General features: G+C 74.3%; 20 protein-coding genes. 10 read left to right on the top strand and 10 right to left on the bottom strand.

All coding sequences use genetic code 11. From position 1 onward, the window contains the following. Positions 1 to 78 precede the first annotated feature (78 nt). The 5 genes from FE374_RS13365 to FE374_RS13345 form a co-directional block, all read right to left on the bottom strand. The gene (locus tag FE374_RS13365; protein ID WP_139929682.1) at positions 79 to 933 is read right to left on the bottom strand and encodes an FAD:protein FMN transferase; all 855 of its coding nucleotides are present in this window, start codon (positions 931 to 933) and stop codon (positions 79 to 81) included. Further along, complete coding sequence (locus tag FE374_RS13360) at positions 930 to 1,409, bottom strand: FMN-binding protein (protein ID WP_139929681.1); 480 nt, start codon at positions 1,407 to 1,409, stop codon at positions 930 to 932. The genes FE374_RS13365 and FE374_RS13360 overlap by 4 nt, the downstream gene beginning before the upstream one ends. Positions 1,410 to 1,419: 10 nt before the next feature. Further along, the gene (locus tag FE374_RS13355) at positions 1,420 to 2,823 is read right to left on the bottom strand and encodes a ferredoxin reductase family protein (protein ID WP_139929680.1); all 1,404 of its coding nucleotides are present in this window, start codon (positions 2,821 to 2,823) and stop codon (positions 1,420 to 1,422) included. A 64-nt stretch (positions 2,824 to 2,887) separates the two neighbouring features. Beyond that, positions 2,888 to 5,470 carry a lysylphosphatidylglycerol synthase transmembrane domain-containing protein gene (locus tag FE374_RS13350; protein WP_139929679.1) on the bottom strand — a complete coding sequence of 861 codons (2,583 nt, stop codon included), beginning with the start codon at positions 5,468 to 5,470 and terminating at the stop codon, positions 2,888 to 2,890. A gap of 31 nt (positions 5,471 to 5,501) precedes the next feature. Further along, positions 5,502 to 6,281 carry a universal stress protein gene (locus FE374_RS13345; protein ID WP_139929678.1) on the bottom strand — a complete coding sequence of 260 codons (780 nt, stop codon included), beginning with the start codon at positions 6,279 to 6,281 and terminating at the stop codon, positions 5,502 to 5,504. A gap of 232 nt (positions 6,282 to 6,513) precedes the next feature. Here FE374_RS13345 and nucS point away from each other — a divergent pair, with 232 nt between their 5' ends. The 7 genes from nucS (at position 6,514) to FE374_RS13310 (ending at position 12,058) form a co-directional block, all read left to right on the top strand. After that, positions 6,514 to 7,209, top strand: a complete 696-nt coding sequence (nucS, locus tag FE374_RS13340) for an endonuclease NucS (protein WP_139929677.1) — start codon at positions 6,514 to 6,516, stop codon at positions 7,207 to 7,209. 75 nt (positions 7,210 to 7,284) lie between these two features. Then, positions 7,285 to 8,493, top strand: coding sequence for an N-acetylglucosamine-6-phosphate deacetylase (locus FE374_RS13335; protein WP_139929676.1), 1,209 nt, complete (start codon positions 7,285 to 7,287; stop codon positions 8,491 to 8,493). Further along, positions 8,490 to 9,923 (top strand): GH1 family beta-glucosidase, encoded by a 1,434-nt coding sequence (locus FE374_RS13330; protein ID WP_139929675.1) that lies wholly within the window; start codon positions 8,490 to 8,492, stop codon positions 9,921 to 9,923. The genes FE374_RS13335 and FE374_RS13330 overlap by 4 nt, the downstream gene beginning before the upstream one ends. Before the next feature lie 69 nt (positions 9,924 to 9,992). Beyond that, positions 9,993 to 10,304 (top strand): hypothetical protein, encoded by a 312-nt coding sequence (locus FE374_RS13325; RefSeq protein WP_139929674.1) that lies wholly within the window; start codon positions 9,993 to 9,995, stop codon positions 10,302 to 10,304. Positions 10,305 to 10,343: 39 nt separating this feature from the next. After that, entirely contained in the window at positions 10,344 to 11,153 is an 810-nt protein-coding gene (locus tag FE374_RS13320; RefSeq protein WP_139929673.1) for an alpha/beta fold hydrolase, read from the top strand. A 57-nt stretch (positions 11,154 to 11,210) separates the two neighbouring features. Then, on the top strand, positions 11,211 to 11,699 hold the full coding sequence (locus tag FE374_RS13315; protein ID WP_139929672.1) for a GNAT family N-acetyltransferase: 489 nt from the start codon (positions 11,211 to 11,213) through the stop codon (positions 11,697 to 11,699). Further along, positions 11,699 to 12,058, top strand: coding sequence for a GntR family transcriptional regulator (locus tag FE374_RS13310; RefSeq protein ID WP_139929671.1), 360 nt, complete (start codon positions 11,699 to 11,701; stop codon positions 12,056 to 12,058). The genes FE374_RS13315 and FE374_RS13310 overlap by 1 nt, the downstream gene beginning before the upstream one ends. 105 nt (positions 12,059 to 12,163) lie before the next feature. Here FE374_RS13310 and FE374_RS13305 read toward each other — a convergent pair whose 3' ends face one another. Further along, a complete protein-coding gene (locus tag FE374_RS13305; RefSeq protein WP_139929670.1) occupies positions 12,164 to 13,834 on the bottom strand; it encodes a coiled-coil domain-containing protein in 1,671 nt (556 codons plus the stop codon). Between the two features lie 200 nt (positions 13,835 to 14,034). Here FE374_RS13305 and FE374_RS13300 point away from each other — a divergent pair, with 200 nt between their 5' ends. The 3 genes from FE374_RS13300 (at position 14,035) to FE374_RS13290 (ending at position 17,472) form a co-directional block, all read left to right on the top strand. Continuing rightward, positions 14,035 to 15,414 (top strand): serine/threonine-protein kinase, encoded by a 1,380-nt coding sequence (locus FE374_RS13300; RefSeq protein WP_168205688.1) that lies wholly within the window; start codon positions 14,035 to 14,037, stop codon positions 15,412 to 15,414. After that, the gene (locus tag FE374_RS13295) at positions 15,411 to 16,442 is read left to right on the top strand and encodes a hypothetical protein (protein ID WP_139929668.1); all 1,032 of its coding nucleotides are present in this window, start codon (positions 15,411 to 15,413) and stop codon (positions 16,440 to 16,442) included. The genes FE374_RS13300 and FE374_RS13295 overlap by 4 nt, the downstream gene beginning before the upstream one ends. Before the next feature lie 67 nt (positions 16,443 to 16,509). Next, positions 16,510 to 17,472, top strand: a complete 963-nt coding sequence (locus tag FE374_RS13290; protein ID WP_139929667.1) for a tetratricopeptide repeat protein — start codon at positions 16,510 to 16,512, stop codon at positions 17,470 to 17,472. A 124-nt stretch (positions 17,473 to 17,596) separates the two neighbouring features. Here FE374_RS13290 and glgB read toward each other — a convergent pair whose 3' ends face one another. From glgB to FE374_RS13270, 4 genes are all read right to left on the bottom strand, one after another. Beyond that, positions 17,597 to 19,906, bottom strand: coding sequence for a 1,4-alpha-glucan branching protein GlgB (gene glgB / locus FE374_RS13285; protein WP_139929666.1), 2,310 nt, complete (start codon positions 19,904 to 19,906; stop codon positions 17,597 to 17,599). A 163-nt stretch (positions 19,907 to 20,069) separates the two neighbouring features. Next, positions 20,070 to 21,434, bottom strand: coding sequence for a maltokinase N-terminal cap-like domain-containing protein (locus tag FE374_RS13280; RefSeq protein WP_139929665.1), 1,365 nt, complete (start codon positions 21,432 to 21,434; stop codon positions 20,070 to 20,072). Further along, entirely contained in the window at positions 21,431 to 23,704 is a 2,274-nt protein-coding gene (treS, locus tag FE374_RS13275) for a maltose alpha-D-glucosyltransferase (RefSeq protein ID WP_388044309.1), read from the bottom strand. Before treS ends, FE374_RS13280 begins: the two co-directional genes overlap by 4 nt. After that, positions 23,701 to 25,845 carry an alpha-1,4-glucan--maltose-1-phosphate maltosyltransferase gene (locus FE374_RS13270; protein ID WP_139929664.1) on the bottom strand — a complete coding sequence of 715 codons (2,145 nt, stop codon included), beginning with the start codon at positions 25,843 to 25,845 and terminating at the stop codon, positions 23,701 to 23,703. The genes treS and FE374_RS13270 overlap by 4 nt, the downstream gene beginning before the upstream one ends. Positions 25,846 to 26,498: the final 653 nt, after the last annotated feature.

The raw sequence follows: 26,498 nt of genomic DNA, 5'->3' as shown, positions 1-26,498 counted from the left end.
GAGATGTCATCTCCTCCGCGAGAACATCGTGTCGGTGAGATGTCATCTCCTCCGCGAGAACATCGTCTCGGTGAGATGTCATCTCCGCCGCGAGACGTCATCACCTCTTTCTCCTCGTTGAGATGTCCGCTTCCCCCGGGGCGTCGTCGACTCCCCCTCCACGGCGGCCGGGAGGGTCCGCTCTGCCCGGCCGTCCCGGTGGACGACGACGACCTCGTACCCCAGCTCCGCCGCCCACGCTGCTGCCTCGGCGCCCTCGACGAACACCGCGGTGGCGAGGGCGTCGGCGAAGGTGAGCGTCGGTCCCGCGACCGTGACCGAGGCGAGCGCTCTCGCAGGTGCACCGGTGTGCGGATCCCAGATGTGCGGTCCGCGGGCGGCCGTCCCGGAGGTTGCCACACCGCCGTCGCGGATCTCCACGACGGTGACCAGCCTTGCGCGGTCGAGCGGGTCCTCGATCCCGATCCGCACCGGCGGGTTTCCCGGAGCGGCGGCCGCCAGGAGGTCGCCGCCGGCGTTGACGTACCAGTCGGCGCCGGGCAGGGCCCGTAGGGGCTCCGCGGCGCGCTCGACCATCCAGCCCTTTGCCAGGCCGGTCGGATCGAGACGGTGGCCGCCACCGGGCAGGGGACGGCGGGCATCGAAGGCGCCGCGGGTGAGCTGTGATGCCAGGTCGCACAGGTCCATCACCTCCCGCACTTCCCGGGTGCACTCGGCCGGGCTGATTGCGCCGTCGGCCAGCCGGGAGACCTCCGAGTCGGGGCGGTAGGTGCTGAGGAGGAGGTCCAGGCGTCGCAGCTCCTCGTACACCGCGGTGACGGCGCGTTCGGTATCGCCGTCGGGACCGCCGAGCACGTGGATGCTCACCGGCATGCCCATGACGTCGTGGTGCCACGCCCGGCGCGCCGGGTGGCCGACGGCGGGGGCGGTCATCGCAGGCCCGCCTGGTCCAGCGCGGCCTGGAGGGAGTCGATGTAGCCCTCGCTCGTGACGGTGGCTCCGGATACCGCGTCGATGCGGCTGTTGTTGGCGCTGACTGTCTCGGCCTCGAGGATGGGTACGGCGTAGGAGTTGATCTGCGCGTCGCGGGCGTTGCCGTCGGGCACCTGAATCGCGTGTGCGTCGGCGACCTGGCCGTTGGTGACGGTGACCTGCACCTGCACCGTGCCCCACGTGGTCATGACCGCGGGCCCGGTGTAGGTGCCGCTCGGCGCGCTGTTCGGGGCGGTCGTCTGCTGGTCGGGGGTGGGGTCGCTGCTCGGACCGGTGCCCGTGGCACCGGGGACCGTGGCGCTCGGTCCGGTGTCGGCCGGCGGTTGTGCGAGCGTTCGGCCGGTCGACGTCGGGTAGGACATCAGAAGGACGAGGCCCGTCGCGGTGGTGGCGCCGGCGAGGATGATCTTGCGCATCGGTTCTCCGTCACATCGTGAATCGCTCGAGGTGGGTCTGGGGCAGCGGTACTCCGGCGCGGCGGACGGCGGCCCCCGCGGCATCCATCCACCCGTCGGGCCCGCAGAGGTAGACGTCGCGGTCAGCCACGTCGGGGACCATGTCGAGCAGCGCGGCGGCGTCGTCCCATGCGCCCGCCCACGCGGGCAGCCAGGAGGACCGGTCGGGCACCCGCGCGCCGACGAGCTCGATCACCCGTGCCCCGCGCCGTGCCGCGACCTCGTGGAGCTCCTCGCGCAGGACGAGCTCGGCCTCGGAGCGGGCACGGTAGATGAGCGTCGCGGCACCGGAAGGGTAGGTGAGGTCCTCGAGCAGGGCGCGCATCGGGGTGACCCCGATCCCGCAGGCGAGCAGGACCACGCCGGGGCGGGTGCGGGCGGCCTGGGTGAGGCGACCGTAGGGCCCCTCGAAGGTGACGGGGGTGCCGGGCCGGAGCCCGGCCAGCCGTGCGGTGCCGTCTCCGGTCACCTTCGCCGTCACCCGCAGGGCCGTGGCCGTGGGCGGGGCGGACAGGGAGAGGGGGTGGCCGCGGGTGCGCCCCGGACCGGCGAACCTCCACACGAAGAAGTTGCCGGCCTGGACAGGGAGGCGACCGAGGTCGCGGCCCCGTAGGTGCACCGAGACGACGTCGGGTGCCTCGTGGTGGACGCGGTCGACCACGACGCGGTGGCGGCGCGAGCGCCACGCAGGCAGCGCCAGGCGGAAGGCGAGCACAGCGGCGACGGCGGCGCCCCAGGCGGTCCACCAGTACGCACGTGCGGGAGCGTTCGTGGTGAACTCCGCGCCCGTCCACACCATGTGCGGGACCACGAGGAGGCCCCCGACGTATCCGTAGAGGTGCAGCAGGTGCCACGACTCGTACCGGAGCCGGCGGCGCGCCGCGCGTGCCGACGTCGACACCACCAGGATCAGCAGCGCGGTGCCGACCGTGGCGAGCAGCATGCCGGGGAACGTGCGCACCATGCCCCAGGCCGTGGCGAGCACACCCGACCGAGCCGCCATCGCGTAGCCCAGGACGATCAGCACGATGTGGCCGAGCAGGAGCCAGAAGGACACGAGCCCGACGAACCGGTGACGGTGTGCGAGCTCGTCCTGGCCGAAGGACCGTTCGACGAACGGCACGCGCGCCATGAGGACGACCTGGACGAGCATGAGATCCGCCGCCACCAGCCCCGTGACACGGCCCAGCGTGGTCATCGCCCCGGCGACGCCGGCGGTGAGGTCCTGGATACCGCCGCCGTGGACCCACAGCGCCACGACGACGAGCATCGAGGCCCAGGCCAGCAGGCCTGCGGCGTCGCGCCACCACACGGGGACGTGGGCGGCGTCCGGGCGCAGTGCACGGGCTCGGCGGGTGGAGACGGCGACGGCCATGGGCTCACGGTGCCCCCGTTGCCTGGGAGCCCCCTTGGACGGTGCTGAAGGTCTGCCGCGTGCCTCAGATCTCGCCGCGGCGCCCCAGGAGCCGCATCGCCAGCCACCCGAGCGGCACGGGGGCCCAGAAGGTCAGCAGCCGGAAGAGCAGGGCGGTGGACAGGGCGGCACCGTAGGGGACCCCGGCGAGGGTCAGGCCGCCGGTGAGGGCCAGCTCGACCGGGCCTATCCCGCCGGGGGAGGGGATCAGCGAGCCGGCGGCGCTGGCGCCCAGATAGGTGATGGCGAGGGTCGCCGGCGGCAGTGAGTGCCCGAAGGCGGCGAGCGCCGCCCCGAAAGCGGCGATGTACCCGGCGCTGAGGACAACCCCACCGAGTGCCCCGAGCCCGATGCGGCCGGGGTGACCCGCGAGCCACAACAACCGCGGCCGGATCTGGGCCAGCGTGGGAGCCACCTTGCGGGCCACCCACCGACGCACCGGGGGCACGGCCAGCGCCGCGGCGACGGCGCCGACCGTCCCCACCGCGACGACGGCGAAGATGGGCGACGGCGTGCGCAGCGTGCCGATGGAGCCGGTGCCGAGCGCGACGGTGGCCAGGAGCACGACCGTCGTGAGGAACTGCATGAGCTGGGTCAGGCCCACCGTGGCGACGGCGACCGGCAACGGGACGCGCCGGCGCTGGAGGAACCGCAGGTTGAGGGCAGCCGGGCCCACGCCGGCCGGGACCACCAGGGCAACGACCGAGGCGGCGAGCTGGACCGCCGTCGTGCGCCAGAACCCCAGACGTTCGGGCGAGAAGGCGACGAGCCCCAGGGCGGAGCCGAGGTACGTCACGATCCCGAGCAGGAAGGACACCACCATCCAGCCCGGCCGGGCGCCGGACACCGTGGCGACGAGGTCGTCGGAGCCGAGGCTGCCCATGAGGAGCCAGACCGCGACACCGCCGACGACGACCAGGAGGATCGTACGAAGGCTGAACCGGCTCAACCGGGCCGGGACGGCCGGGGCGGCGGGAACGAGGTCCGCCAGCTGCCGGCGCAGGTGGTCGAGCAGGCGACGTGAGCCCCGCCTGGTGGTCGGGGGCAGCACGGCCGGCTGGACGAAGGGGGTGAGCGCGGCGAGCGCCTCACGCGGAAGCGCCCGCGCGGCCGACCGCAGCGCACGGTCGGGACCGGCGTGCAGGGCGAGGAGCACGAGGATCTGGGCCAGGTCCACGCGCCGGGCGAGCTCGCTCGCGAGCGCCTCACCGTCGTCCCAGTTCAGGAGCCAGACCTGGCCGTCCCGGTCGACCTGGACCGACGCCCGGTCGAGGGTCCCATGACTGAGGCCGTGGCCGTGCGCGCGCAGCACCTGCCGCCAGACGTCGTCCAGCACCGCGTCGTCGCTCTGGCGGGCCACGACCTCGGAGACGGGACGCAGGCCCGGCACGTGCGCGCTCACCATGATGACCGAGTCACGCGCCCCGGACAGGCCCACCAGCGCCGGGGTACGCACGCCGGCCACCCGGGCCCAGAGCCGCATCAGCCCGGCGTGCCGGGCCCTCTCGCCCAAGGTGGCGCCGTGGCTCTGGCGCAGGCCGCGGACCCGTACCACGTCCCACAGGCCTCCCAGGTAGTCCAGGACCTGTCGGTCACCGTCGAGGACGGCCATGTCGAACCGCCTGCCCGCGCCGTCCCACACGGCGTAGTGCCGGGCGCGGTCGGACAGGTCGCTCAGCACCCCGGCAGCCGCCTGGGCGGCCACGGGGTCGACGCCTCGGTCCACGACGACGACGTCGCCAGGCCGGCCGGGGCCGGCGTACGGCGGGCTGCGGCCGGCGTACCCGACCGGGGCGTCGGTGCGGACACGCCACGCGACGGCTCGCACCTGGTCGGGTCCGGTCGTCAGCCGCACGATCCGCACGGGGACCAGCCCGGCCCGCATAACGCCGCGCACCAACGCCGCACCGGCGGCCCGGTCGGATCGCGCCCCCAGGAGGTAGCGGACCAGCAGACCGACGGCGTGGCCCAGCAGGATGATGACGACAGCCCCGGCGGGCGTCTGCCGGCCCTCGATCACGGAGAGGCCGGTGGCCACCCAGAGCATCGCCCACGGCACGCGGCGGGTGCGTGTGCCGCCGCCGGCGACTGTGAGAAGCGCGGTCAGCCCGGCGACGTAGGGGCTCGCCCCGGCGTCCTCGGCACCCGGGGCGGCCGGCGTCCCGAGTGCACCCTGGACGAAGGCCAGCGGAGCGGCCAGCCGCAGCAGCGCCCCCGCCACCAGGACCGCGACGACCGCGGCGAGCACCATCCCGGCGGCGGTGCGCACCGCCCGCTGGATCAGCGCTGCGACCAGGACCACAGTGGGGACCAGGAGGATCAGGGCGCCCTCGAGCGCGGTCAGCGGCACCTGGACGACGGCGCGCACCACGCTCGCCGCGGACCCGACGTCCCCGCTGACCGCCTCGGTGGTGCGGGGGGCGTAGGCCGTGAGCACCAGCACCGCGACCATCCCGAGCAGGCTTGATCCGAGGGCGACGAGGTCACCCGGACGGCGGACGAGCCCATCCGGGAGGTCCACGAGGACCACGTCGTGGGTCGGCGATCCCGAGCCCGCGAGCGGGGGTGCACGCAGCGCGTCCGCCGCGCCTGCGTCCTGTTCCGGCATGCCCGTCCGCCCGTCTGCCGACGCGGTTCGGTCAGCGCGTGGAGGACCGCGTGCTGGCCGGCACCGGCACGACGGCAACGGCCGGGGCGCCGTCGACCACCTCGCGGGCCACACGTCCGAGATGGTGGCCTGCCGGCGTGCCCACGACCACCAGGGTGGCCGCCCCGGCCCGGTCGAGGAGGGCCGCGGCGACGGTCCCGCTCACCTCTTCGAGCGTGACGGGTACCTGCGGGTAGGCCTCGGCGCACTCGGTCATCAGGCGGGCCAGCCCCGCGCCGTCCCCAGGCCGAGCCTGGACCACCTGCACCGGGACGCCGTGTCCGCCCGCCACCGCCAGCGCGAAGTCCAGGACCGGGCGGGCGCCGTCGGCGGTGTCGACCCAGACGACGACAGGCCCGCGGCGCGGTTCGCGCCCCCCGGACAGCACCACGACGGGACAGCCCGCGTGTGCCATGACCCGCTCGACGACGGAGCCGAACCTGCCGGCCGACGCTCCCTTGGCACCGAGCACGAGGAGCGACGCCCGCTTCGACGCATCCGCGAGGGCGGTGACCGCGTGCCCGAGGACCTCCAGCCCCTGCACGGCAAGGCCGGGGTGACGTGCCCGGGCCCGGGCCACCGCGGGGTCGGTGACCTCCTTCCCGGCGGCGAACGCCATCGGCAGCGGGACGCCCCACGCGTAGGCGTAGAGCACCACCAGTGGGGCGCGTCGGCGGGCGGCCTCGTCCGCGGCCCAGTCGACGATGCCGGCGTCCCCTCCCGAGCCGTCCACGCCGACGACCACCGTGCCTGACGTGTCCGTGTCGGTCACAGCTCCCCCTCGTCTCGCCGACGGCTTCGCCGGGCTCCTGTCGAGTCCGCCTCGGCCTGCGGCGGCGGGCCCCGAAGCCCTGCGTAGCGCGTGCGTCTGATGTTGCACCCGGGCGGGGGCTCGCGGGAAGGCCCGGCGACGCCGGTGGTGGGCGTCGTGCCGGCTCGGCTGCGCCGAGGGGCGGGTTAGGCTTGCGGGCGTTGTCCGCCCCCCTCCCTGGAGTCGAACTCGCGTGCGTGTCGTGATCGCCAGCTGCTCTGTCGACTACTCCGGGCGCCTGGACGCCCACCTGCCCCGGGCCACCCGGCTGCTCATGGTCAAGGCCGACGGCTCCGTGCTGGTGCACTCCGACGGCGGCTCCTACAAGCCGCTGAACTGGATGAGCCCGCCGTGCAAGCTCACGGTGGCCGAGCCGGACGCCGCCGACGCCGGCCAGGGTGTCCGCGAGGTGTGGACGGTCCAGAACACCAAGTCCGACGACAAGCTCGTCGTGCGCATCCACGACGTCGTCGCCGACCACAGCGTCGACCTCGGCGTGGACCCCGGGCTGGTCAAGGACGGCGTCGAGGCACACCTGCAGAAGCTGCTCGCCGAGCAGATCGACCTGCTCGGCCCCGGCCACCAGCTCGTGCGCCGCGAGTTCCCCACGGCCATCGGGCCGGTGGACATCATGGCGAAGGACTCCGGCGGCGCGTCGGTCGCGGTGGAGATCAAGCGGCGCGGCGACATCGACGGGGTCGAGCAGCTCACGCGTTACCTCGAGCTGCTCAACCGGGACCCGCTGCTCGCCCCCGTGCAGGGCGTCTTCGCGGCCCAGGAGATCAAGCCGCAGGCGCGCGTGCTGGCCACCGACCGCGGCATCCGCTGCCTCGTCCTGGACTACGACGCCATGCGCGGTCTCGACGACGTCGACTCCCGGCTCTTCTGAGGCTCCCGGCTCTTCTGAGCCGACCGCGCAGGGAGCGATTCGGAACGGCGGCGCCCGCAGGTGTTGACTGGGGGCATGGCAGAAGAACGAGCACTGCGCGGCCGGGTGGTCACACGCGAGCGGGTCATCGAGGACGGGGCGGTCGTGGTCGCGGGCGCGACGATCGCCTGGGTGGGGGAGGCGGCCGACGCCGCCGCCGCGGGCCACGGGCCCGCCGTCGACGCCGCGCCCCAACACACCGGCTACGTGCTCCCCGGCCTGGTCGACCTGCACTGCCACGGCGGCGGCGGGGCGTCCTTCCCCGACGCGACGAGCGCCGAGGACGTGCTGCGCGCCGTCGCCGAGCACCGCCGGCACGGCACCACCACGCTGGTCGCCTCCCTCGTCACCGCCGCCCCGGCCACCCTGCGCACCCTTGTCGGCCTGCTCGCCGACCTCGCCGACGCCGGCGAGGTCGACGCCATCCACCTCGAGGGCCCGTTCCTCTCCCACACCCGCTGCGGCGCGCAGGACCCCACCCTCATCCAGGACCCCGACCCGGCGCTGACCACCGAGATCCTCGAGCTCGGCCGCGGGCACGTGGCCACCATGACCCTCGCCCCGGAGAAGCCGGGCAACCCCGGGCCCGACGGCGTGGCGGCGCGCCTCGCCGCCGGCGGTGCGCTGCCGTCGTGGGGACACACCGACGCCGGCCCCGACGAGGCCCGCACCGCGCTCACCGAGTCCGCCGAGCAGCTGCGCGCCCCCGGCACCCGCTCCGGCAAGCCCACCGTCACGCACCTGTTCAACGGCATGCACCCGCTGCACCACCGCGACCCCGGCCCGATCGCGGAGTTCCTCGCCGCCGCCAGCCGCGGGGACGCCGTCGTGGAGCTGATCGGTGACGGCACCCACCTCGCCCCCCAGGTCGTGCGGTCGGTCTACGAGCTGGTCGGCCGCGACAACGCCGTCCTGGTCACCGACGCCATGGCCGCCGCCGGCATGCCGGACGGCACCTATCGGCTCGGCTCGATGGACGTCACGGTGGCCGACGGCGTCGCCCGCCTGACCGACGGCGGCGCCATCGCCGGCGGCACCGCGCACCTGCTCGACGTTGTGCGCACCACCGTCGCGGGCGGCGTCCCGCTCGTCGACGCCGTCCACATGGCCTCGGCGACCCCCGCCACCGTCCTCGGCCGCGGCGACGTCGGCGCCCTGGAGGCCGGCCGGCGCGCCGACGTCGTCGTCACCGACGACGACCTGCGTGTGACCAGTGTTCTCCGACTCGGCAAGGTGATGGCATGAGCACGACGTTCCCCGACGGCTTCCTCTGGGGGGCCGCGACCGCGGCGTACCAGATCGAGGGCGCGGCCCACGAGGACGGGCGCGGGCGGTCCATCTGGGACGACTTCGCCCACACCCCCGGCCGTACCCGCGACGGGGACACCGGCGACGTCGCCACCGACCACTACCACCGCTGGCGCGAGGACGTCGCGCTGCTGCGCGAGCTGGGCGTGGGCGCCTACCGGCTCTCCATCTCCTGGCCGCGGGTCCAGCCCGGTGGCCGCGGCGCGCTCAACCCCGCGGGGGTGACGTTCTACACCGACCTGCTCGACGAGCTGCGGGCGGCCGGGATCGCGCCCGTCGTCACCCTGTACCACTGGGACCTGCCCAGCGAGCTGGAGGCCGCCGGCGGGTGGGCGAACCGCGAGACCGCGTACGCGTTCGCCGACTACGCCCGCGCGATGGCCCGTGCCCTCGGGGACCGGGTGGCGGTGTGGACCACGCTCAACGAGCCGTGGTGCACCGCGTTCCTCGGCTACGCCTCGGGCGTCCACGCCCCGGGCCGCACCGACCCTGCCGCGGCGCTGGCCGCGGCCCATCACCTCACCCTCGCGCACGGCCTGGCCACGGCGGCGATCCGGGAGGAGCTGGGGGAGGAGACCCAGGTCTCCATCGCGCTGAACCTGCACGTCACCCGGCCGGCCGACCCGGAGAACCTGGCCGACCTGGCGGCCGCGCACGAGGTGGACCTGGTGGGCAACCACGTCTTCCTCGGGCCCCTGCTGGACGGGTCCTACCCGATCGAGCTGCGCGAGCTCACCCGTGACCTCACCGACGCAGCGTTCATCCAGCCCGGCGACCTGCACCTCATCCGCCAGCGCATCGACGTGCTCGGCGTGAACTTCTACTCGACCAGCTACGTGCGGCGCCGCACCGCGGACGCCCCCGGCGCCGCCGGCTCCGGCGGGCACGGCGACGGCGCGGCCAGCCCCTGGGTGGGGCTCGACGACGTCGAGTTCCTCCCGCCCACCGGGCCGACGACGGCGATGGGCTGGAACATCGAGCCCGCCGGCCTCTACGAGCTGCTCACCGCGCTGGACAACGCCTACGAGGGCCTGCCGCTGATGGTCACCGAGAACGGTGCGGCGTTCGAGGACGTGCCCGGTCCCGACGGCGTGGTCCACGACACCGAGCGCACCGACTACCTGCGCCGGCACATCGCCGAGGTCGGGCGGGCGATCGCGGACGGCGCCGACGTGCGCGGCTACTTCGCCTGGTCCTTCCTGGACAACTTCGAGTGGGCCTACGGGTACGCCAAGCGGTTCGGCCTGGTCCGGGTGGACTACGACACCCTGCGCCGCACGCCGAAGGACTCCGCCCGCTGGTACGCCGAGCTCGCGCGCACCGGCCGGCTCCCGGAGACGGTCGCGTCCGAGAAGCCCGTGGGCTGAGGCGAGGGCCGGCCCGCCCGCCGTACCCGGCCCGCCCGCCGCACCCGGCGGGTGGGCGAGAATGGGGCGGTGCCGTCCTCCCGCCGCTCGCGCCGTCGTCCGTACTCGGCGGGCCACGTGCCGCTGGACCCTGACCGCCTGCGTGGGATGACCCGCTCGGAGGGCGGGCCGGACGGCGGGTCGTACTCGGTGCGGCAGGTGCGCGGCTCGGACAAGTCCTACCGGTGCCCGGGCTGCGACCAGCTCATCGCGCCCGGGACGGCGCACGTGGTGGCCTGGCGCAACGACCACCTCCTCGGGGCGCAGGCCGGGATCGAGGACCGGCGGCACTGGCACACCTCGTGCTGGCAGGCCCGCGGCCGCCGTCGGCCAACCCGCTGACGCGGGCACTGACCCCATGGGCCGTGCCATGCTCGGCCCATGACCCTCGCCCTGCACCGGCACGGACCTGACGGCGTACCGCTCGTGCTCCTGCACGGCTTCCCGCTCGACGCGGCGATGTGGGACGACGTCGTCGCGGAGCTGGCGGACCTGCCGGTGATCACCGTCGACGCCCCGGGTTTCGGCGCCTCGCCGCAGCCCGACGACGTCGCCCGGGCCGTCGGCCGGTCTGCCGAGCCGGCGCTGGAGACCTACGCCGACGCCGTCGCCGCCGCCCTGCACGAGGTGGGCGTCGACCGCGCCGTGGTGGCGGGCCTGTCGATGGGCGGCTATGCCGTGCTCGCGCTGGCCGAGCGGCACCGCGGCCTCCTCGCCGGCGTCGGCCTCCTCGACACCAAGGCCTCCGCGGACGACGAGGCGGCCCGCGCGAACCGGCTCTCGGTGGCGGCGACCGCGGAGTCCGTTGGCGCCGAGGCCGTGGGACCGATGCTCACCCAGGTGCTCGGCGCCACCACCCAGGCCGAGCGGCCGGAGGTGGTCGAGCGGATGCGTGCCTGGCTGGCCGCCGCCCCGCCGGCGGGGATCGCCTGGGCGCAACGGGCCATGGCAGCCCGGCCCGACCGGCTCTTCACCCTGGAGGACCTCGGTGTGCCCGCGCTCGTGCTGCGCGGCGCCGAGGACCCGTCCGCCCCGCAGGACGCGGCGAACACCATGAGTGCGGCGCTGGCGGACGTGGAGGTCGTCGTCGTGCCGCACGCCGGGCACATGAGCGCGGTGGAGGCGCCGGGGCCCGTGGCGGCGGCGCTGCGCGGCCTGTACGAACGCTGCGCGCAGGGTTCGGTGGGGTAGCCACGGTCACCAGGGCCCACGTGCGACCTTCACGGCCCCGCTCGTAGGCTGGCGACCATGACCGATGTCCCTTCTGCCCGGATCCGGCCGGCGACGGCGCTCGACGCCGCCGCGATCGCCCGCGCCCATGGGCAGGCCCGGCGCGAGACGTACGGCGACCGCATCCCCGAGGACGTGTACGTCGATCGCGAGTGCCGCGCGGCAGGGGAGTGGGAGCAGGTGCTCGCCGACCCGGGCGCGACCATGACCTGGGTGGCCGTGCGGGACCAGGAGGTGGTCGGCTTCGCGTCGGTGGAGGCCACCGGCCCGCGGGAGGTGCGGCCCCTGCAGCTGAGGCTGCTCTACGTCCTGGCGGCCGAGCAGGGCCGCAGGACGGGCACGCACCTGGTGGAGCTCGCCGTCGGGGACGCACCGTGCTTTCTCTGGGTCGCCGAGACGAACACCCGGGCGCAAGAGTTCTACCGGCTCCACGGCTTCGTGGCGGACGGCGCCCGCCAGACCGAGCCGGGCATGGGTGACATCCCCGAGATCCGGATGGTGCGCTGATGACCGACCTCGGGATCGTCGTCGACTCGACCTCGCCCGTGCCGCCCTACGAGCAGGTGCGCGCACAGCTCGCGGCGCAGATCACGGCCGGCCGCCTCAAGGCCGGGACGCGGCTGCCCACGGTGCGCCAGCTCGCCAGCGACCTCGGGCTCGCCGTCAACACGGTCGCCCGGGTCTATCGCGAGCTGGAGCAGGCGGGGGCGGTACTGACCAAGGGCCGGTCGGGCACCTTCGTGGCTGACGACGACGCCGAGCACGCGGCCAAGGCGGCGGCGGCCGCCTATGCCGCGCGCGCGAAGGAGCTCGGGCTGGGGCAGAAACGAGCGCTCGACCTGGTGCGCGCCGCGCTGCGGTCCTGACGTCACCTTTTGGGGAGTGCCCCAAGACGACGAGCGGCGCCGAGGCGGTGAGCCTCGGCGCCGCTCGTGGTCACCGGCAGGCGCCGGCAGGGCGGGGTGCGAGCGTCAGGAGCGACGAGGGCTGCGCGTCCGCGGCTTGCCGCCACCGCGCTGGTTCGCGGCCCGGCGGACCGGTGCCGCCTGCGCGGCGGGCCCCTGGGCGGTAGGCGTCCCGGTGGGTCGGGCGTCCCCGACCTTGGCGAAGACCTGGGTCTGGTCGTCGACCGCCTCCATCAGCTCCGTGCGGTCGTCCGGCTGCGCGGGGACGGCGGTGTCGTCCTGGCCGACCTGCTCCATCACCTGGGTCTCGTCCACCTCCGGGTGCTCAGGGGTGGCCTCCTCCACTGCTTGCGCAGCCTCGGCCGTGGTGAGCGCGGTCGCGGGCGGCTTCGACGCAGTAGCGCCACGCGCGACGGCGGGAGCCTTCTTCGAAGCCTTCGGCGCCTCGCGCTCGGCCTGGCTCTCGACGCCCTCGGCCTGCGCCGAGTCCGCCCCCTCGGCGGGGACGTCGGTCGCGCCGGCCGGGGGCGCCGGCGGCAGCTCGACCGTGGTGACCAGGGTCGCCACATCGGCAGGGGCTGCCGGGGCCGGCGCCGGCGCCGTGTCGGCCGGCTCGACGATCTCCACGGCCTCCGCCGGCTGCACCGGTGCCTCCGGCTCCCGGGCGGCCTCGGCGACGGCAGCGACGATCCCGCCCGAGGCGAGCCCCACCGAAGGAGCGGTCGCTGCGTCGGCGTCGACCGGCCCGCCGAGCAGACCCCGCATCTCCTCGAGGTACTCGGCGACCTCCTCGCGCTGGCTGTTCAGCTCGTCGACCTGACGCTTGGCCGTCCCGACGGTGGCCTCGGCCTCAGACTGGGCGTCGACACGCAGACGGCGGGCCTCGTTCTGGGCATCTGCGACGAGCCGCTTCGCCTCGGCGTGGGCCCGGTCCTCACGCTCGCGCACCGTGGCGTCGGTCTCGACGAGCAGCCGCTCGCACCGCTCCAGGGCGTCGGCGAGGCGCCGTTCGGCGTCCGCCGCGCGGGCCTCGGCGTCTCCGGTCATGGCCTCCGTGCGCGCCTTGGCGGCGGCGAAGAGGTCGGCGGCCTCCTGCTCCGCGCGCGCCCGGACGTCCGCCGCCTCCTGCTGGGCCTGCGTCCTCAGCTCGGTGGTGACCTTCTCCGTCGTCGCCCGCAGCACGCCGAGCTCCCGCTCGAGGCTCGCACGGCGCTCGCTGATCTCGGCGTGGATGGCGTTGGTCAGCCGGGAGGACTCCCGCTCGGCGGACGCGACGAGCTCCTCGGCCCGCCGCCGGGCATTGACCACGGTGGTCTCGGACTCGGCCAGCGCGTGGCTGGCGAGCAGCTGCGCCTCCCGGCCGGCGTGGGCGAGCAGCTCGGCGGCCTCCTGCTCGGCGCGCTGGGTGAGCACCCGCGCGCTGGCCCGCGAGTGCTCGATCGTCTTCTGGGCGTCCTCGTTCGCGCGGCTGACCACGTCGAACGCCTGCTGCTCCGCGGAGCGCAGAAGGCGCTCCACCCGCGAGCCGAGCCCGGCATAGGTGGGGCGCTCGCTCTCCCGCAGCAGCCGCTGGGCCTCCGTGAGCTCGCCGGCGATCTTCATGACCCGGGCGTCGAGCGTCTCGACCTCGCGGCGCGCCTCGGCAAGGGCTTCGGTCAGCGCTTCCATACCCTGGTCCACCTGGGCGCGGTCGTAGCCGCGCATGACCACCGGAAAAACCGGACGATCGTTGCTCACTCAGTCCTCCTGTCGATGACCGACCCCCTAGGCCGGAAGAGTGTTCCGCCGACCAGAGTAGCCGCGTGCGGGCGCACCGCCCCGGGGCACCTGGCGGGGGGTGCCGCCAGCTCCGGGGGAGGCGCGCCAATCAGCTGCGCCGTATCCTGGCCAGTTGACGGTGCCCTCGGGCATCCCCGAACGGGAGGACCCTCCAGCTCGTGACTCGCCGGATCATCGCCACCGCCCTCATCGTGCTCGGTGTCATCGCCATCGCCCTGGCGATCGCCTCGGCCACCGTGTGGCGGCCGACCGACACCGCCACCCTGAGCCTGCCGGCCCGGCCCGAGACACCCGTCGTCATCTCCGACGCAGGGGTGCTCGACGCCGTCGACCCGGATGTGACAATCGTCGCCACCGCGGACGGAGACCAGCCGGTGACCCTCTCCGTCGGGCGCACCGAGGACGTCGTCGCCTGGGTGGGCACGGCCGCACACACCCGGATCACCGGCCTCGAAAGCTGGGACGCGCTCGCTGTCGAGGACGTCGAGCAGGCGGCCGGGTCCGAAGAGCCCACGGACGCGACGGAGGAGCCCACCGACACCGCGACCGACGCGCCCGCCGAGGACGCCGGCGTCCCGAACCCGGCCGGCTCGGACCTGTGGGTCGCCGAGCAGACCGGCACCGGCACCGCCGAGATGAGCTGGACGGACCGCGACGGGCGGTGGAGCGTGCTCGCCGCCACCGACGGCACCGCGCCGGCCCCGCAGCTCTCCCTCACCTGGCCCGTGGAGGTCCGCACCCCCTGGCTGGTCCCCGGCCTCATCGTGGGCGCCGTCCTGCTGCTCGCCGGCGCCGCCCTGCTGGTCCTGGACATGCTCACCGCACGTGAGCTCCGCCGTCGGGAGGAAAGCGCGGCCGACCGGGACGACGGCGGGGCGGCCACCACCGTGCTGCCGGCCGCCGGGGCCGGGGGGCTGACCCGGCGTGAGCTGCGCGAGCGGCAGCGCGCGGAGACGGCCTCCGGACGACGTCGGGGCGGCGCCGCCACCGGCGAGATCCCCACCCTCGCCCAGGAGCCGGTGAGCCCCGAGCGTGCCGCGGCCGGGGCCGCGCGGGGCGCCGGCATCGTGCCCGGGTCCACCCGGGCCGAGGAGCTGCGGCGGGGCCGCGAGACGCCGGCCGAGCGGACCGAGACCATGGCCGCGCAGCATCCCGAGGCCACCGAGGCCACCGAGGCCACCGTGGCGATGGCGGCGGTGAACGACGGCGGCACACCGGAGGCCGCGGGCGTCGCCCGCGGGGCCGGGATCGTGCCGGCGTCCGACCGTGCCGCCGAGTTCCGCCGGGCCCGCGGGGAGGACGAGCACGGGCCGGCCGCGGCCGGGCTCCGATCCTCCGCCGACATGCCGGCGGAGGACTGGACCGCCGGTGAGACCGGCGACCTGGGCGCGGCCGCTGTCCCGGGCGGGGCCGCCGCCGTCCCCGGCGAGACCACCGGCGCGGACGAGACCGAGGACGGGGCGTCGGCCCCACCGAGCTGGCGAAGCCTGTGGGGGTTCGGGGAACGCAAGGACGACGAGGGGGAGGAGAAGCGATGAGCCGCAGCACCCGCAGGTCCGCCCGGCTCGCCGCGGGCGGCGCCGTCGCCCTCGCCCTGCTCGCCGGGTGCAGCACGGAGCTGCCCCAGCCCGAGCCCGAACCGACCGCCGAGACCGCACCGCCAGTCCTGGACGCCGACCGCTTCGACCGGGTCCTCGAGGAGACCGCCGCGGCGTTCGCGGCGGCGGACGAGGCCCGCGACCCCGAGGCGCTGCGGCCCCGGGTGACCGCCCCGGCGCTGGACATGCGCGCAGCCGAGTACCGCCTGGCGGAGGCCGTGGGCGACGACGCGGCGCCGTCGCCGGTCACCACCGCCACGCAGGTGGAGGCCGTCGCGGCCACGTACGAGTTCCCGCGCACCGGCATGGTCATCACGCAGGTGCCCGAGGGCGCCAACCTGCCCCTGCTCCTGGGGTTCACCCAGTCCGAGGCGCGCGAGCAGTTCAAGCTGTGGGGCTGGGTGGAGCTCTTCCCCGGGTCGACGACGCCGCCGCTGATCCACCCGGACACCGGCTCCGCGCAGCTGGGCGCCGACTCGGAGGGGCTGGTGGCCACCCCCGCCCAGGTGGTCGAGCGGTACGTCGACACGCTCAACAACGACGACAGCGAGTTCGCCGACCAGTTCGCCGAGGACCCCTACAAGGAGAGCTCGAAGAAGGCGACCACCGACCTGGACAGCCGTATCGAGGCCGCCGGCGAGGCGTCGATCGCCTTCGAGGTGGGCGACGACGGCCTGCTGGCGCTCGCGACGGCGGACGGCGGCGCGATCGTGCTGGGCGAGCTCCGCTCGGTGCAGACGATCCGCAAGACCGTGCCCGGTGCGTCGTTGACCATCGGCGGTGAGATCGGTGCGCTCCTCGGGGACGACACCGAGGTGCGTGGCACCGTCTCCGGCACCTCCGACGTGCTCGTCGCGTTCTACGTGCCGCCGGAGGGCGGGGAGGACACGGTCGTGCGACCCCTGGGCGCGAAGACGGTGATGGTCGAGGTGGCCCGCAACGACGACGAGGCGCCGGCTGAGGGATGATGCACGTCGGGCCGGCGCGCACGGCCCGACGGCCTGAGACGACGAAGGAAAAGGACGAAGGACGACGATGAGCCAGCCCATGCCCCGCGTGAACCTCCAGGGAGCGGTCGACCTCTCCGCGCTCGCCGGCCCGCCCGCCGGGCCCGCCGGGCCGGCCGCGCCGGGAGCGCCCGGCGGGGCCGTCGCGGACGGGCAACCGGTTCCGGGCCCGCTCGTCACAGACGTCACCGAGGCGACGTTCGGGCAGACCGTCGAGCTCTCCACCGTGGTTCCCGTGGTGCTCGTGCTGGGCAGTGCCCGGTCCGAGGCCTCTGGCCAGATCCAGGACGTCCTGGAGAACCTGGCGCGCGAGTACGGCGGCCGCTTCCAGCTCGCCCGCGTCGACGCGGACACCAACGCGCAGATCGCCGCCGCCCTGCAGGTCCAGGCGCTGCCCACGGTGGTCGCGCTGGTCGCCGGCCAGCCCCTGCCCCTGTTCCAGGGCGCCTACCCCGAGCCGCAGGTGCGGCAGGTCCTCGACGAGGTCCTGCGCGTCGCCGCGCAGAACGGCGTGGCCGGGGTGCTCGAGGACACCGGGGAGGACGACACCGAGACCGAGGTGCCGGTCGAACCGCCCGTCCCCCCGCTGCACGCCGAGGCGATGGACGCCATCGAGCGCGGCGACCTCGACGCCGCGGAGGCCGCTTACACCCAGGCGCTGAACGAGAACCCGCGCGACGACGAGGCGAAGGCGGCGTTGCTCCAGGTGCAGCTCATCCGCCGCATCTCCCAGGACGACCCGGACGAGGTGCTGGCCCGCGCGGCCGCCGCCGGCCCGGCCGACGTCGCCGCCCAGCTGGCCGCCGCCGACGTCGAGGCCGCCACCGGCCGGTTCGCTGAGGCGTTCGACCGGCTGCTGGCCGTCGTGCGTGCCACGCGCGGGGACGATCGGGAGCAGGTGCGGGTCCGGCTCGTCGAGCTCTTCGAGGTCGCCGGCCCGGTCCCGGAGGTCCAGACCGCCCGCCGTCAGCTGGCAAGCGCGCTGTACTGACGGTCGATGGCGCGGGACAGCACAGCGACTGCGAAGAGCCAGCGCAGCGCTGCACCGTCCCACCACGGCTGACAAATCGACCAGCCCTAGGCGAGGACGTGCCCCGCCCCGGCTTTCCCCGGAGCTAGCTGCCGGTGGTGCGGGTGGTGCCGGCCGCCCCTGTTCGGGGTGCCGCGGAGGTCTCCGGCACGAGGAACACCGCGCCCAGCGGCGGCACGCGCAGCGACACCGACGCGGGACGGCCGTTCCAGCTGGTGTCGTCTGCGCGGACGCGACCCAGGTTCCCCACGCCCGAGCCGCCGTACTCGGGCGCGTCGGTGTTGAGCACCTCCAGCCAGTCGCCGCCCGCGGGCAGCCCCACCCGGTAGCCCTCGTGCGGGGTGCCGGCGAAGTTCAGGACGCAGACCATGAGGTCCGAGCCGTCCTTCGTGCGGCGCAGGTAGGTGAGCACGTTGTGGTCGCCGTCGCCGATCTCGATCCACTCGAAGCCGCGGCTGCTGAAGTCCTCGGCCCACAGGGCCGGGTGCTTCTTGTATAGCGCGTTGAGGTCACCCACGAGGCGGGCGACGCCCGCGTGGGCGGGGTCGTCCATGTGCCACCAGTCGAGGCCGCGGCCCTCGCTCCACTCGGCCTCCTGGGCGAACTCCTGGCCCATGAAGAGCAGCTGCTTGCCTGGGTGCGACCACTGGTAGGCGAGCAGGGCCCGCACGCCGGCGAGCTGCTGCCACCGGTCGCCGGGCATCTTGGTGAGCAGGGACCCCTTGCCGTGGACCACCTCGTCGTGGCTGAGGGGCAGGACGAACTGCTCCGAGAACGCGTAGACCAGCGAGAACGTCAGCTCACCGTGGTGGTAGCGGCGGTTGATCGGCTCCTCCGCGACGTAGCGCAGGGTGTCGTTCATCCAGCCCATGTTCCACTTCAGCCCGAAGCCGAGGCCGCCGTGGGCGGTCTGCGCCGTCACGCCGGGCCACGCGGTGGACTCCTCGGCGACCAGGACGATGCCGGGCACCTTGCGGTACGCCGTGGCGGTGGTCTCCTGCAGGAACCCGATGGCCTCGAGGTTCTCCCGGCCGCCGCGGGCGTTGGGCCGCCACTGGCCGGGCTGGCGGGAGTAGTCCAGGTAGAGCATGGAGGCGACGGCGTCGACCCGCAGGCCGTCGATGTGGAACTCCTGGAGCCAGTACAGCGCGTTGGCTACCAGGAAGTTGCGCACCTCCCGCCGGCCGAAGTTGAAGACGTACGTGCCCCAGTCCTGGTGCTCGCCGCGCAGCGGGTCCGGGTCCTCGTACAGGGAGGTGCCGTCGAACCGCGCCAGCGCCCAGGCGTCCTTCGGGAAGTGGGCAGGGACCCAGTCCAGGAGGACGCCGACGCCGGCGGCGTGCAGCCGGTCCACGAGGTAGCGGAAGTCGTCGGGGGAGCCGAACCGCGACGTCGGCGCGTAATAGGAGGTGACCTGGTAGCCCCAGGAGCCCCCGAAGGGGTGCTCGGCCACGGGCAGGAGCTCGACGTGGGTGAAGCCCAGGTTCGTCACGTGCGCCACGAGCTCCTCGGCGAGCGCGCGGTAGCCGAGGCCGGGGCGCCACGAGCCGAGGTGGACCTCGTAGACGCTCATCGGCCCGGTGTGCGGGTTGACCCGGGAGCGCCGCTCGAGCCAGGCGTCGTCGGACCAGGTGTGGGTGGAGCGCTCGACGACGGACGCCGTCGCCGGCGGCACCTCGGTGGCCCGGGCCATGGGGTCCGCTTTCTGGTGCCAGGACCCGTCCTGGTACTGGATCTCGTACTTGTAGCGGGTGCCCTCCTCGGCGCCGGGCACGAAGATCTCCCAGATGCCGGATGCGCCGAGGGAGCGCATGGCGGTGGTCGTTCCGTCCCAGGCGTTGAAGTCGCCGACGACGCGCACCGCCCGGGCGTTGGGCGCCCACACCGCGAAGCTCGCGCCGTGGACCTCGCCGAGCTCGCTGGCGAAGGTGTGCAGGTGCGCGCCGAGCACCTTCCACAGCTCTTCGTGGCGGCCCTCGGCGATGAGGTGCTGGTCGAGCTCGCCCAGGGTGGGCAGGAACCGGTAGGGGTCGTCCACCACGCTGCTGAGCTCGCCGTACGTCACACGCAGCCGGTAGTCGGGCACCTGCGTGTCGGGCAGCAGCGCCACCCACAGGCCGTCCTGCTCGTGGGTGGCTGGATAGGTGCCGACGGCGGTGATCACCTCGACGGCGTCGGCGAGATGGCGCACGGTGCGCACCGTCACCCCGCCCGGGCCGACGTGGGCCCCGAGCACCGAGTGCGGGTTGTGCGAGTAGCCGTAGGCCACCCGGTGCAGCTCGGCGGGGTCCACCGGCAGTGGCGTGCGCACCTGCTCCCGCTTCGGCTTAGCGCCGGTGGTCGGGGGCGTGGGATCGGCTCCGGTGGGAACGTCGTGGCTGAGGTCACGGTCCATGGGGGTCACTCTTCCATCCCCTGAGGGTGAGTGCGGCTCGAAAACCGCGGGTCGGGTAGGTGGTGCGGGCTCGGCGCCGGTGCGTCAGGCCGGGTTCCGGCCGGATACCGCGAAGTCGCCCCGCGTGTTCCGGTCGAGGCGGTCCCGCGTGTCCCGGGACGAGTCAGCCCAGCAGGCGGGTGACGCCGGCCAGCGGGATCGGCAGCCAGTCGGGGCGGTTACGCGCCTCGTAGACCGCCTCGTACAGCGCCTTGTCGAGCTCGAGCGCCCGGAGCAGCTCGGCGTCGGCCTGGGGGTCGCGGCCTCCGCCGGCGCGGTAGCCGTCGAGGAACGCCAGACGTGCGCGGCCGGCCCAGGACTGCCGGGCGGGGTCCGCAGCCGCAGTGACCGCGCCGGCGCCCGCGGCGTAGTCGAAGGAGCGGAGCATGCCGGCGACGTCGCGTTGGGGCAGGTCTGGTGCGGTGCGTTCGGCGAGCGGCCGCAGCGGCTCGCCCTCGAAGTCCAGGAGCACCCAGCCGCGGCCGGGCACGTCGAGCACCTGGCCCAGGTGGTAGTCGCCGTGCACGCGTTGCAGCGCGGGCCAGGGCGCTGCCGCGCCCGCGCGCAGCACCGCCTCGACGGCGTCGGCATGCGCGGCCAGCGCCGGCACGGCCTCGCGGGCCGCGGCGTACCGGCGCCGCCAGCCGGTCAGCATGGCCGCCCGGGCGTGGGCGTCGGCGTCGGCGGTTGGCAGGGTGCGGGCCAGGACGGCGTGGACCTCCGCGGTGGCCTCGCCCAGCGCACGGGCCCGGTCAGCGAAGTCAGTGCCGTGCTCGAGCGCCTGCAGCGCCACCCGCCAGGCGTCCTGGACGCCCGGCAGGAACTCCTGGGCGAAGGCAAGGTGTCCCTCGACGCGGGCGCCGCCGTCGGGCCACCAGCCGAGCAGATCGCCCAACGGCCGCGGCACCCGCGTGCTGCCGCCGGCGGCGAGGGCCTCCTGGACCTCCACGTCGGGGTTGTGGCCGGCCTGGACCACCCGGAAGACCTTGAGGATCACGGGGGTCGCGCCGTCGGCGACGTCGAAGATGATCGACGTGTTCGACTGCTCGCCGCGCAGCACCCGCGAGCCGGTGACCGTGGTGGCGGCCCCGGTGCGGTGCCCGCGGGCCCCCACGCCGGTGCCGTCGAGGGTCCGCTCCTCGACGACGGCGGCCAGCAGCGCCGCGGCTCCGGCCGGGTCGTGGCAGCCGTCGTAGACGACCGGGCCTGCACCGCCGACCAGTGCGTGCTCGAGGCCGGGCACGGGTGCCGGGCGCACCGTCAGCGGCACCTGGTAGAGCACGGGTGCCGGCCCGCCGACGTCGCGCAGCAGCCAGGAGGTCGCCTCGGCGTCCCCGGTTGACGCCGGGGCGTCGCCGGTGGAGGACAGGCTGAGCGCGCCGACCACCTCCAGCCGAGGCTCACGGCCCTTGCCCGTGTACCACCGCTGCCGCGCCATCCAGGTGGACAGCGTCGCCGGCAGCTTGCTGGGCGGTGAGGCCGCGCTCATGACTCGGGTGTCGCAGCGCTCGGGTCGGTACGGCGCAGCGCGGGCCCGGCCGACCCGGGGGAGAGGGCGCCCGCCACGGGAGCCGGCTGCCCGCCGGTGAAGGACCGTGGCTGGCCGAGGGTGCCGGCCACGGCGACGGCGCCGCCGGCACCTGCGCCGAGGGCGCCGGCGCCGCTGTCACCTGTGCCGTGGTCGCCCATGTCTCGGTCGACTCCCGGGCCAGGACCGCCGCCCTGGCCGGCAGAGGCCCCGCCATAGCCGGTAGCGCCGCTGCCGCTGCCCGCGACGGCTCGGTCCGCGGCGCGGTCGGCCTGGCCCAGCTGCGTGAAGCCGTGCGCCGTCGTCGGCTCGAACCCGGGCAGCTCCGGCACCCGCGGCGCGGACCCGGCGTGGGGCGCAGAGGGCACCACGTAGGTCTCGGGCCGATGCGGCTGCGAGGGGCTGACCGCCTCGCCGTCGCGGTCGGCGTCCTCGGCGGGTGGCACGTGGGCGGGCAGCCCGGTCATGGGTGCCTCGTCGCCGTGGATGCTGGGACGCGAGACCAGAAGCCAGAAGAAGTCACGCGAGCCGAGGGTGAGGGTCACGGTGCCGTCGGCGCCCACGGCGGGGAACCGGGCACCGCCGAACACATCGGTGACCGACGCACCGGCGTGGCGCGGCAGCTCCACGGTGGTCGAGCGGGCCGTGTTGGCCAGGTTGAACACGCACAGGATGGTCTCCTGGGCGTTGGTGCGCTTGAAGGCGAGAATTGCCTCGTTGTCCACCTGGACCGGGATGTACGAGCCGTTCCCGAAGACTGGGTGCTGGCGTCGGACCTCGAGGATGCCGCGCACCCAGTGCAGCAAGGAGGTGGGCTGGGCGATCTGGGCCTCGACGTTGATGGCGGCGTAGTGGTTGACCAACGACTGCACCACAGGCAGGTACAGCTTGCCCGGGTCCGCGGTTGAGAAGCCCGCGTTGCGGTCCGGCGTCCACTGCATGGGGGTGCGCACGGCGTCGCGGTCGGGCAGCCAGATGTTGTCGCCCATGCCGATCTCGTCGCCGTAGTACAGGGTCGGCGAGCCGGGCAGCGACAGCAGCAGCGCGTGCGCGAGCTCGATCTCCGCGCGGGAGTTGCCCAGCAGCGGAGCGAGGCGACGGCGGATGCCGACGTTGGCGCGCATGCGCGGGTCCTCGGCGTACCAGCCGTACATCGCGGCACGCTCCTCGGTGGAGACCATCTCGAGGGTCAGCTCGTCGTGGTTGCGCAGGAACATGCCCCACTGGGCGCCGACGGGGATGTCGGGGGTGTCTGCCAGGATCTCCTTGATCGCGCTGGCGCGCTGCTCACGCAGGGCGTAGTAGATGCGCGGCATGACGGGGAAGTGGAAGCACATGTGGCACTCGGGCGCGGACTCGGTGCCGTAGTACTCCACCACGTCCTCGGGCCACTGGTTGGCCTCGGCGAGCATGATCGTCCCCGGGAACTCCCGGTCGACCAGCGCCCGCACCTCGCGCAGGTACCGGTGCGTGCGCGGCAGGTTCTCGCAGTTGGTGCCGTCCTCCTCGAACAGGTACGGCACGGCGTCGAGCCGGAAGCCGTCCACGCCGATCCGGCACCAGAAGCGCACGACGTCGAACATCGCCTCCCGTACGGCCGGGTTCTCGAAGTTGAGGTCGGGCTGGTGGGAGAAGAACCGGTGCCAGAAGTACTGCCGGCGCACCGGGTCGAAGGTCCAGTTCGAGGTCTCGGTGTCCACGAAGATCACGCGGGCGTCGGGGTAGCGGGTGTTGTCGTCGCTCCAGACGTAGAAGTCCCCGTAGGGCCCGTCCGGGTTGGAGCGCGAGGACTGGAACCACGGGTGCTGGTCACTGGTGTGGTTCATGACCAGGTCGATGATCACCCGGATGCCGCGGGCGTGCGCCTGCTGCATGAGTTCCTCGAAGTCCTCGAGGGTGCCGTACTCCGGCGCCACGGCGGTGAAGTCGGAGACGTCGTAGCCGCCGTCGCGCAGGGGGGACGGGAAGAACGGCGGCAGCCACAGGCAGTCCACGCCCAGCCACTGCAGGTAGTCGAGGCGGTCGATGAGGCCGCGCAGGTCGCCCGTGCCGGAGCCGCGCGAGTCGCCGAACGCGCGCAGCAGCACCTCGTAGAAGACGGCCGTGCGGTACCACTCGGGGTCGTCGGTCAGTCCGGGACGGTGCTCACGGGCCAGGTCGGCGACCGGTGCCACGGGCGTCGGCAGGGCGGTGAGCGGGGAGGGGCCGGCGCCGGTGTCCACCTTCCTCACAGGGCCCTCACCGAGAGGATGTGGGCGCAGCGGCTGTGCGGGTCGAGCTTGACGAACGGCTCGGCGCCCCACAGGTAGGTCTCGCCGCCGAGCTCGTCCGTCGCGGCCATGACGGGCCACGGGGCCCGCGGGTCGCCCGGGATCCCCAGGGCCTCGAGGTCGAGGTGCAGCAACGTCTCACGGGTGGTGTACGGGTCGAGGTTGAGCACGACGACGATCGTGTCCTCCTCACCCGTCGGCGACTGCTCGGCCGTCAGCCGCTTGGAGAAGCACAGGATCTGCTCGTCGCTGGTGGGGTGGATGGTCACGTTGCGCAGCCGCTGCAGGGCGGGGTGGGCCTTGCGGACGGCGTTGAGCCTGCCGAGCAGGTCGGCGATGCCAAGACTCGCGGCCAGGGACCAGTCGCGGTGCTTGAACTCGTACTTCTCGTTGTCGATCTGCTCCTCGGCGCCGGGCCGCGCCACGTTCTCCACGAGCTCGTAGCCGGTGTAGATGCCCCAGGTGGGGGAGGACGTCGCGGCGAGCACCGCCCGGATGGCGAACGCCGCCGTCCCGCCCTGCTGCATGTACGGGGTGAGGATGTCGTGGGTCGTGGGCCAGAAGGAGGGGCGCAGGCGGTCGTCGGTCTCGTGGGCCAGCTCGGTGAGGTACTCACCGAGCTCCTCCTTGCCGGTCCGCCAGGTGAAGTACGTGTAGGACTGGTGGAAGCCGATGGCACCGAGGGTGCGCATCATCGCCGGGCGGGTGAACGCCTCGGCGAGGAAGACGACCTCGGGATGGGTCTGCTGGAACTCGCCCAGCAGCCGCTGCCAGAAGTTCAGTGGCTTGGTGTGCGGGTTGTCCACGCGGAACGCCGTGACGCCGTGCGCGACCCACACCTCGAGGACGTCCCGGACGGCGTTGTAGATGCCCTCGGGGTCGTTGTCGAAGTTGAGCGGGTAGATGTCCTGGTACTTCTTGGGCGGGTTCTCGGCGTAGGCGATGGAACCGTCGGCCCGCGTGGTGAACCACTCGGGGTGCTCGCTGACCCACGGATGGTCGGGCGAGGCCTGGAGGGCCAGGTCGAGGGCCACCTCCAGGCCGAGCTCGCGTGCCCGGGACACGAAGAAGTCGAAGTCCTCGAACGTGCCCAGGTCGGGGTGGATGGCGTCGTGGCCGCCCTCCGGGGAGCCGATCCCGTAGGGCGAGCCCGGGTCGTCCGGCCGCGCGTCGAGGGTGTTGTTGCGGCCCTTGCGGTTGGTGGCGCCGATCGGGTGGATCGGGGTGAGGTAGACGACGTCGAAGCCCATCTCCGCAATCCGGCCCAGGCCGTCGGCGGCCGTGCGCAGCGTGCCGGAGGCCCACTCGCCGTTGTCGTCGCGGTGCGCACCGATCGAGCGGGGGAAGATCTCGTACCACGAGCCCACCAGGGCGCGCTGGCGGTGGATGATCAACGGGTAGGTGGCCGACGGCGAGACCATGTCGCGAAGCGGGTGCTCGGCCAGGACGGCCCGCACCTCCGGGCTGGTGCCGGCGGCGAGCCGTGCGCCGGCGGGCCGATCGTCGGCGCGCAGCGCGGTGGCGGCGTCTTTCAGGACGGCGACGTCGGCCGCGGGCAGGTCACGCGCCGCCGCCCGGTCCAGGAGCTGGGCGCCCTCGGTGAGCATCAGCTCGACGTCGACGCCCGCGTCGATCTTCACCTTCGCGTCGTGCGACCAGGTGCCGTAGGGGTCGGACCAGCCCTCGACCCGGAAGCCCCAGTGGCCCGGGGCGTCCGGCGTCAGCCAGGCCTCGTAGCGGTCAAGGCCCGTCGCGATGTCCCGCATCGGGGCCCGGGAGTGGTCGCGGCCGTCGGGATCGACGAGCACCGCGGTCGCCGCGACGGCGTCGTGGCCCTCGCGGAAGACGGTCGCGCGGACCGGGAACGCCTCGCCGACCGTGCCCTTGGCGGGCCAGCGGCCGTCCTCCACGACGGGCGCGACCTCTACCACGGGGATGCGGCCGATGGGTGCGAAGGGGGCGGGCTGCGGAGCGGCGGCGCCGGCTGGTTGCGCGGGGGTGCTCTGTGCGGTGGCGGCGCTCTCGCTGGCGCTGCTCGCGGTGGCACCGCCTGAGATGGCGCCGCTTGCGGTCGCGGGGGCTGGGGTCTGTGAGGCAGTCATCGGCGTGTCACCCGGGGTGGGCGGGGGCTCCTCGGTCGGTAGTTCTGAGTGTGTCGGGGCCTCGGCCGGTGCGTCCGCGGACGACTCCGCGGAGTCCGGCGCGGCCGGTCCGTCGGTGGGCGTCGCGGCATCCGTGACGACGTCCGCGTGGTCCTCGCGCGCGGGAGCGCGGTCGGCCGATGGTGACGTTACCGGCTCGTTCGCATCGGTCGAAGCGGGGGGCTGGGCTGCGTCGTCGGCCGTCCCGCCCGAGAGGTCCACGGCGGGCGGCTGGGCCGCGTCTCCCCCGGACTCGGCGGACTTGGCGGACTCGGCGGACTTGGCGGGCTCGGCGGACTTGGCGGGCTCCGTGGGCTCGGCGGGCTCGGTGGGCTCGACCAGTTCTGCGGGCTCGGACGGTTCCGGCTGCCCGTCCGGCGACCGGGCGGCCACCGGTTCCGTTTCCGGAGCGGCGTCCTCGGCGCCCGGCTGCTCCTCAGTGGGTGCTGGCGCCTCACGTGGCGCCTCACGTGGTGCCGACCGGAAGGGAGCGAACCACCGGGGACGGCGGGGTTCCTTGCGCGGCTTCGAGGTCACGCCCCGAACCTACCGAGAGCACGACGAAATAGCAGTCCAGGGCGTTGCCGGAGCAAGCACCGACCCGGGTCCCGCGG

It is taken from the genome of Georgenia yuyongxinii, from assembly GCF_006352065.1.
Taxonomy (GTDB): domain Bacteria; phylum Actinomycetota; class Actinomycetes; order Actinomycetales; family Actinomycetaceae; genus Georgenia; species Georgenia yuyongxinii.
Note: the sequence above shows the minus strand (reverse complement) of the source record. Positions and strands in the feature narration are given on the sequence as shown.

Excerpts from the sequence above, each read along its gene's own strand:
- FE374_RS13320 (WP_139929673.1), top strand. The coding sequence starts at position 10,344 with ATGACCCTCGCCCTGCACCGGCACGGACCTGACGGCGTACCGCTCGTG.
- glgB (WP_139929666.1), bottom strand. The coding sequence starts at position 19,906 with ATGGACCGTGACCTCAGCCACGACGTTCCCACCGGAGCCGATCCCACG.
- FE374_RS13360 (WP_139929681.1), bottom strand. The coding sequence starts at position 1,409 with ATGCGCAAGATCATCCTCGCCGGCGCCACCACCGCGACGGGCCTCGTC.
- FE374_RS13290 (WP_139929667.1), top strand. The coding sequence starts at position 16,510 with ATGAGCCAGCCCATGCCCCGCGTGAACCTCCAGGGAGCGGTCGACCTC.
- FE374_RS13335 (WP_139929676.1), top strand. The coding sequence starts at position 7,285 with ATGGCAGAAGAACGAGCACTGCGCGGCCGGGTGGTCACACGCGAGCGG.
- FE374_RS13355 (WP_139929680.1), bottom strand. The coding sequence starts at position 2,823 with ATGGCCGTCGCCGTCTCCACCCGCCGAGCCCGTGCACTGCGCCCGGAC.
- FE374_RS13330 (WP_139929675.1), top strand. The coding sequence starts at position 8,490 with ATGAGCACGACGTTCCCCGACGGCTTCCTCTGGGGGGCCGCGACCGCG.
- FE374_RS13365 (WP_139929682.1), bottom strand. The coding sequence starts at position 933 with ATGACCGCCCCCGCCGTCGGCCACCCGGCGCGCCGGGCGTGGCACCAC.
- FE374_RS13310 (WP_139929671.1), top strand. The coding sequence starts at position 11,699 with ATGACCGACCTCGGGATCGTCGTCGACTCGACCTCGCCCGTGCCGCCC.
- FE374_RS13270 (WP_139929664.1), bottom strand. The coding sequence starts at position 25,845 with ATGACTGCCTCACAGACCCCAGCCCCCGCGACCGCAAGCGGCGCCATC.
- FE374_RS13315 (WP_139929672.1), top strand. The coding sequence starts at position 11,211 with ATGACCGATGTCCCTTCTGCCCGGATCCGGCCGGCGACGGCGCTCGAC.
- FE374_RS13295 (WP_139929668.1), top strand. The coding sequence starts at position 15,411 with ATGAGCCGCAGCACCCGCAGGTCCGCCCGGCTCGCCGCGGGCGGCGCC.
- FE374_RS13280 (WP_139929665.1), bottom strand. The coding sequence starts at position 21,434 with ATGAGCGCGGCCTCACCGCCCAGCAAGCTGCCGGCGACGCTGTCCACC.
- FE374_RS13350 (WP_139929679.1), bottom strand. The coding sequence starts at position 5,470 with ATGCCGGAACAGGACGCAGGCGCGGCGGACGCGCTGCGTGCACCCCCG.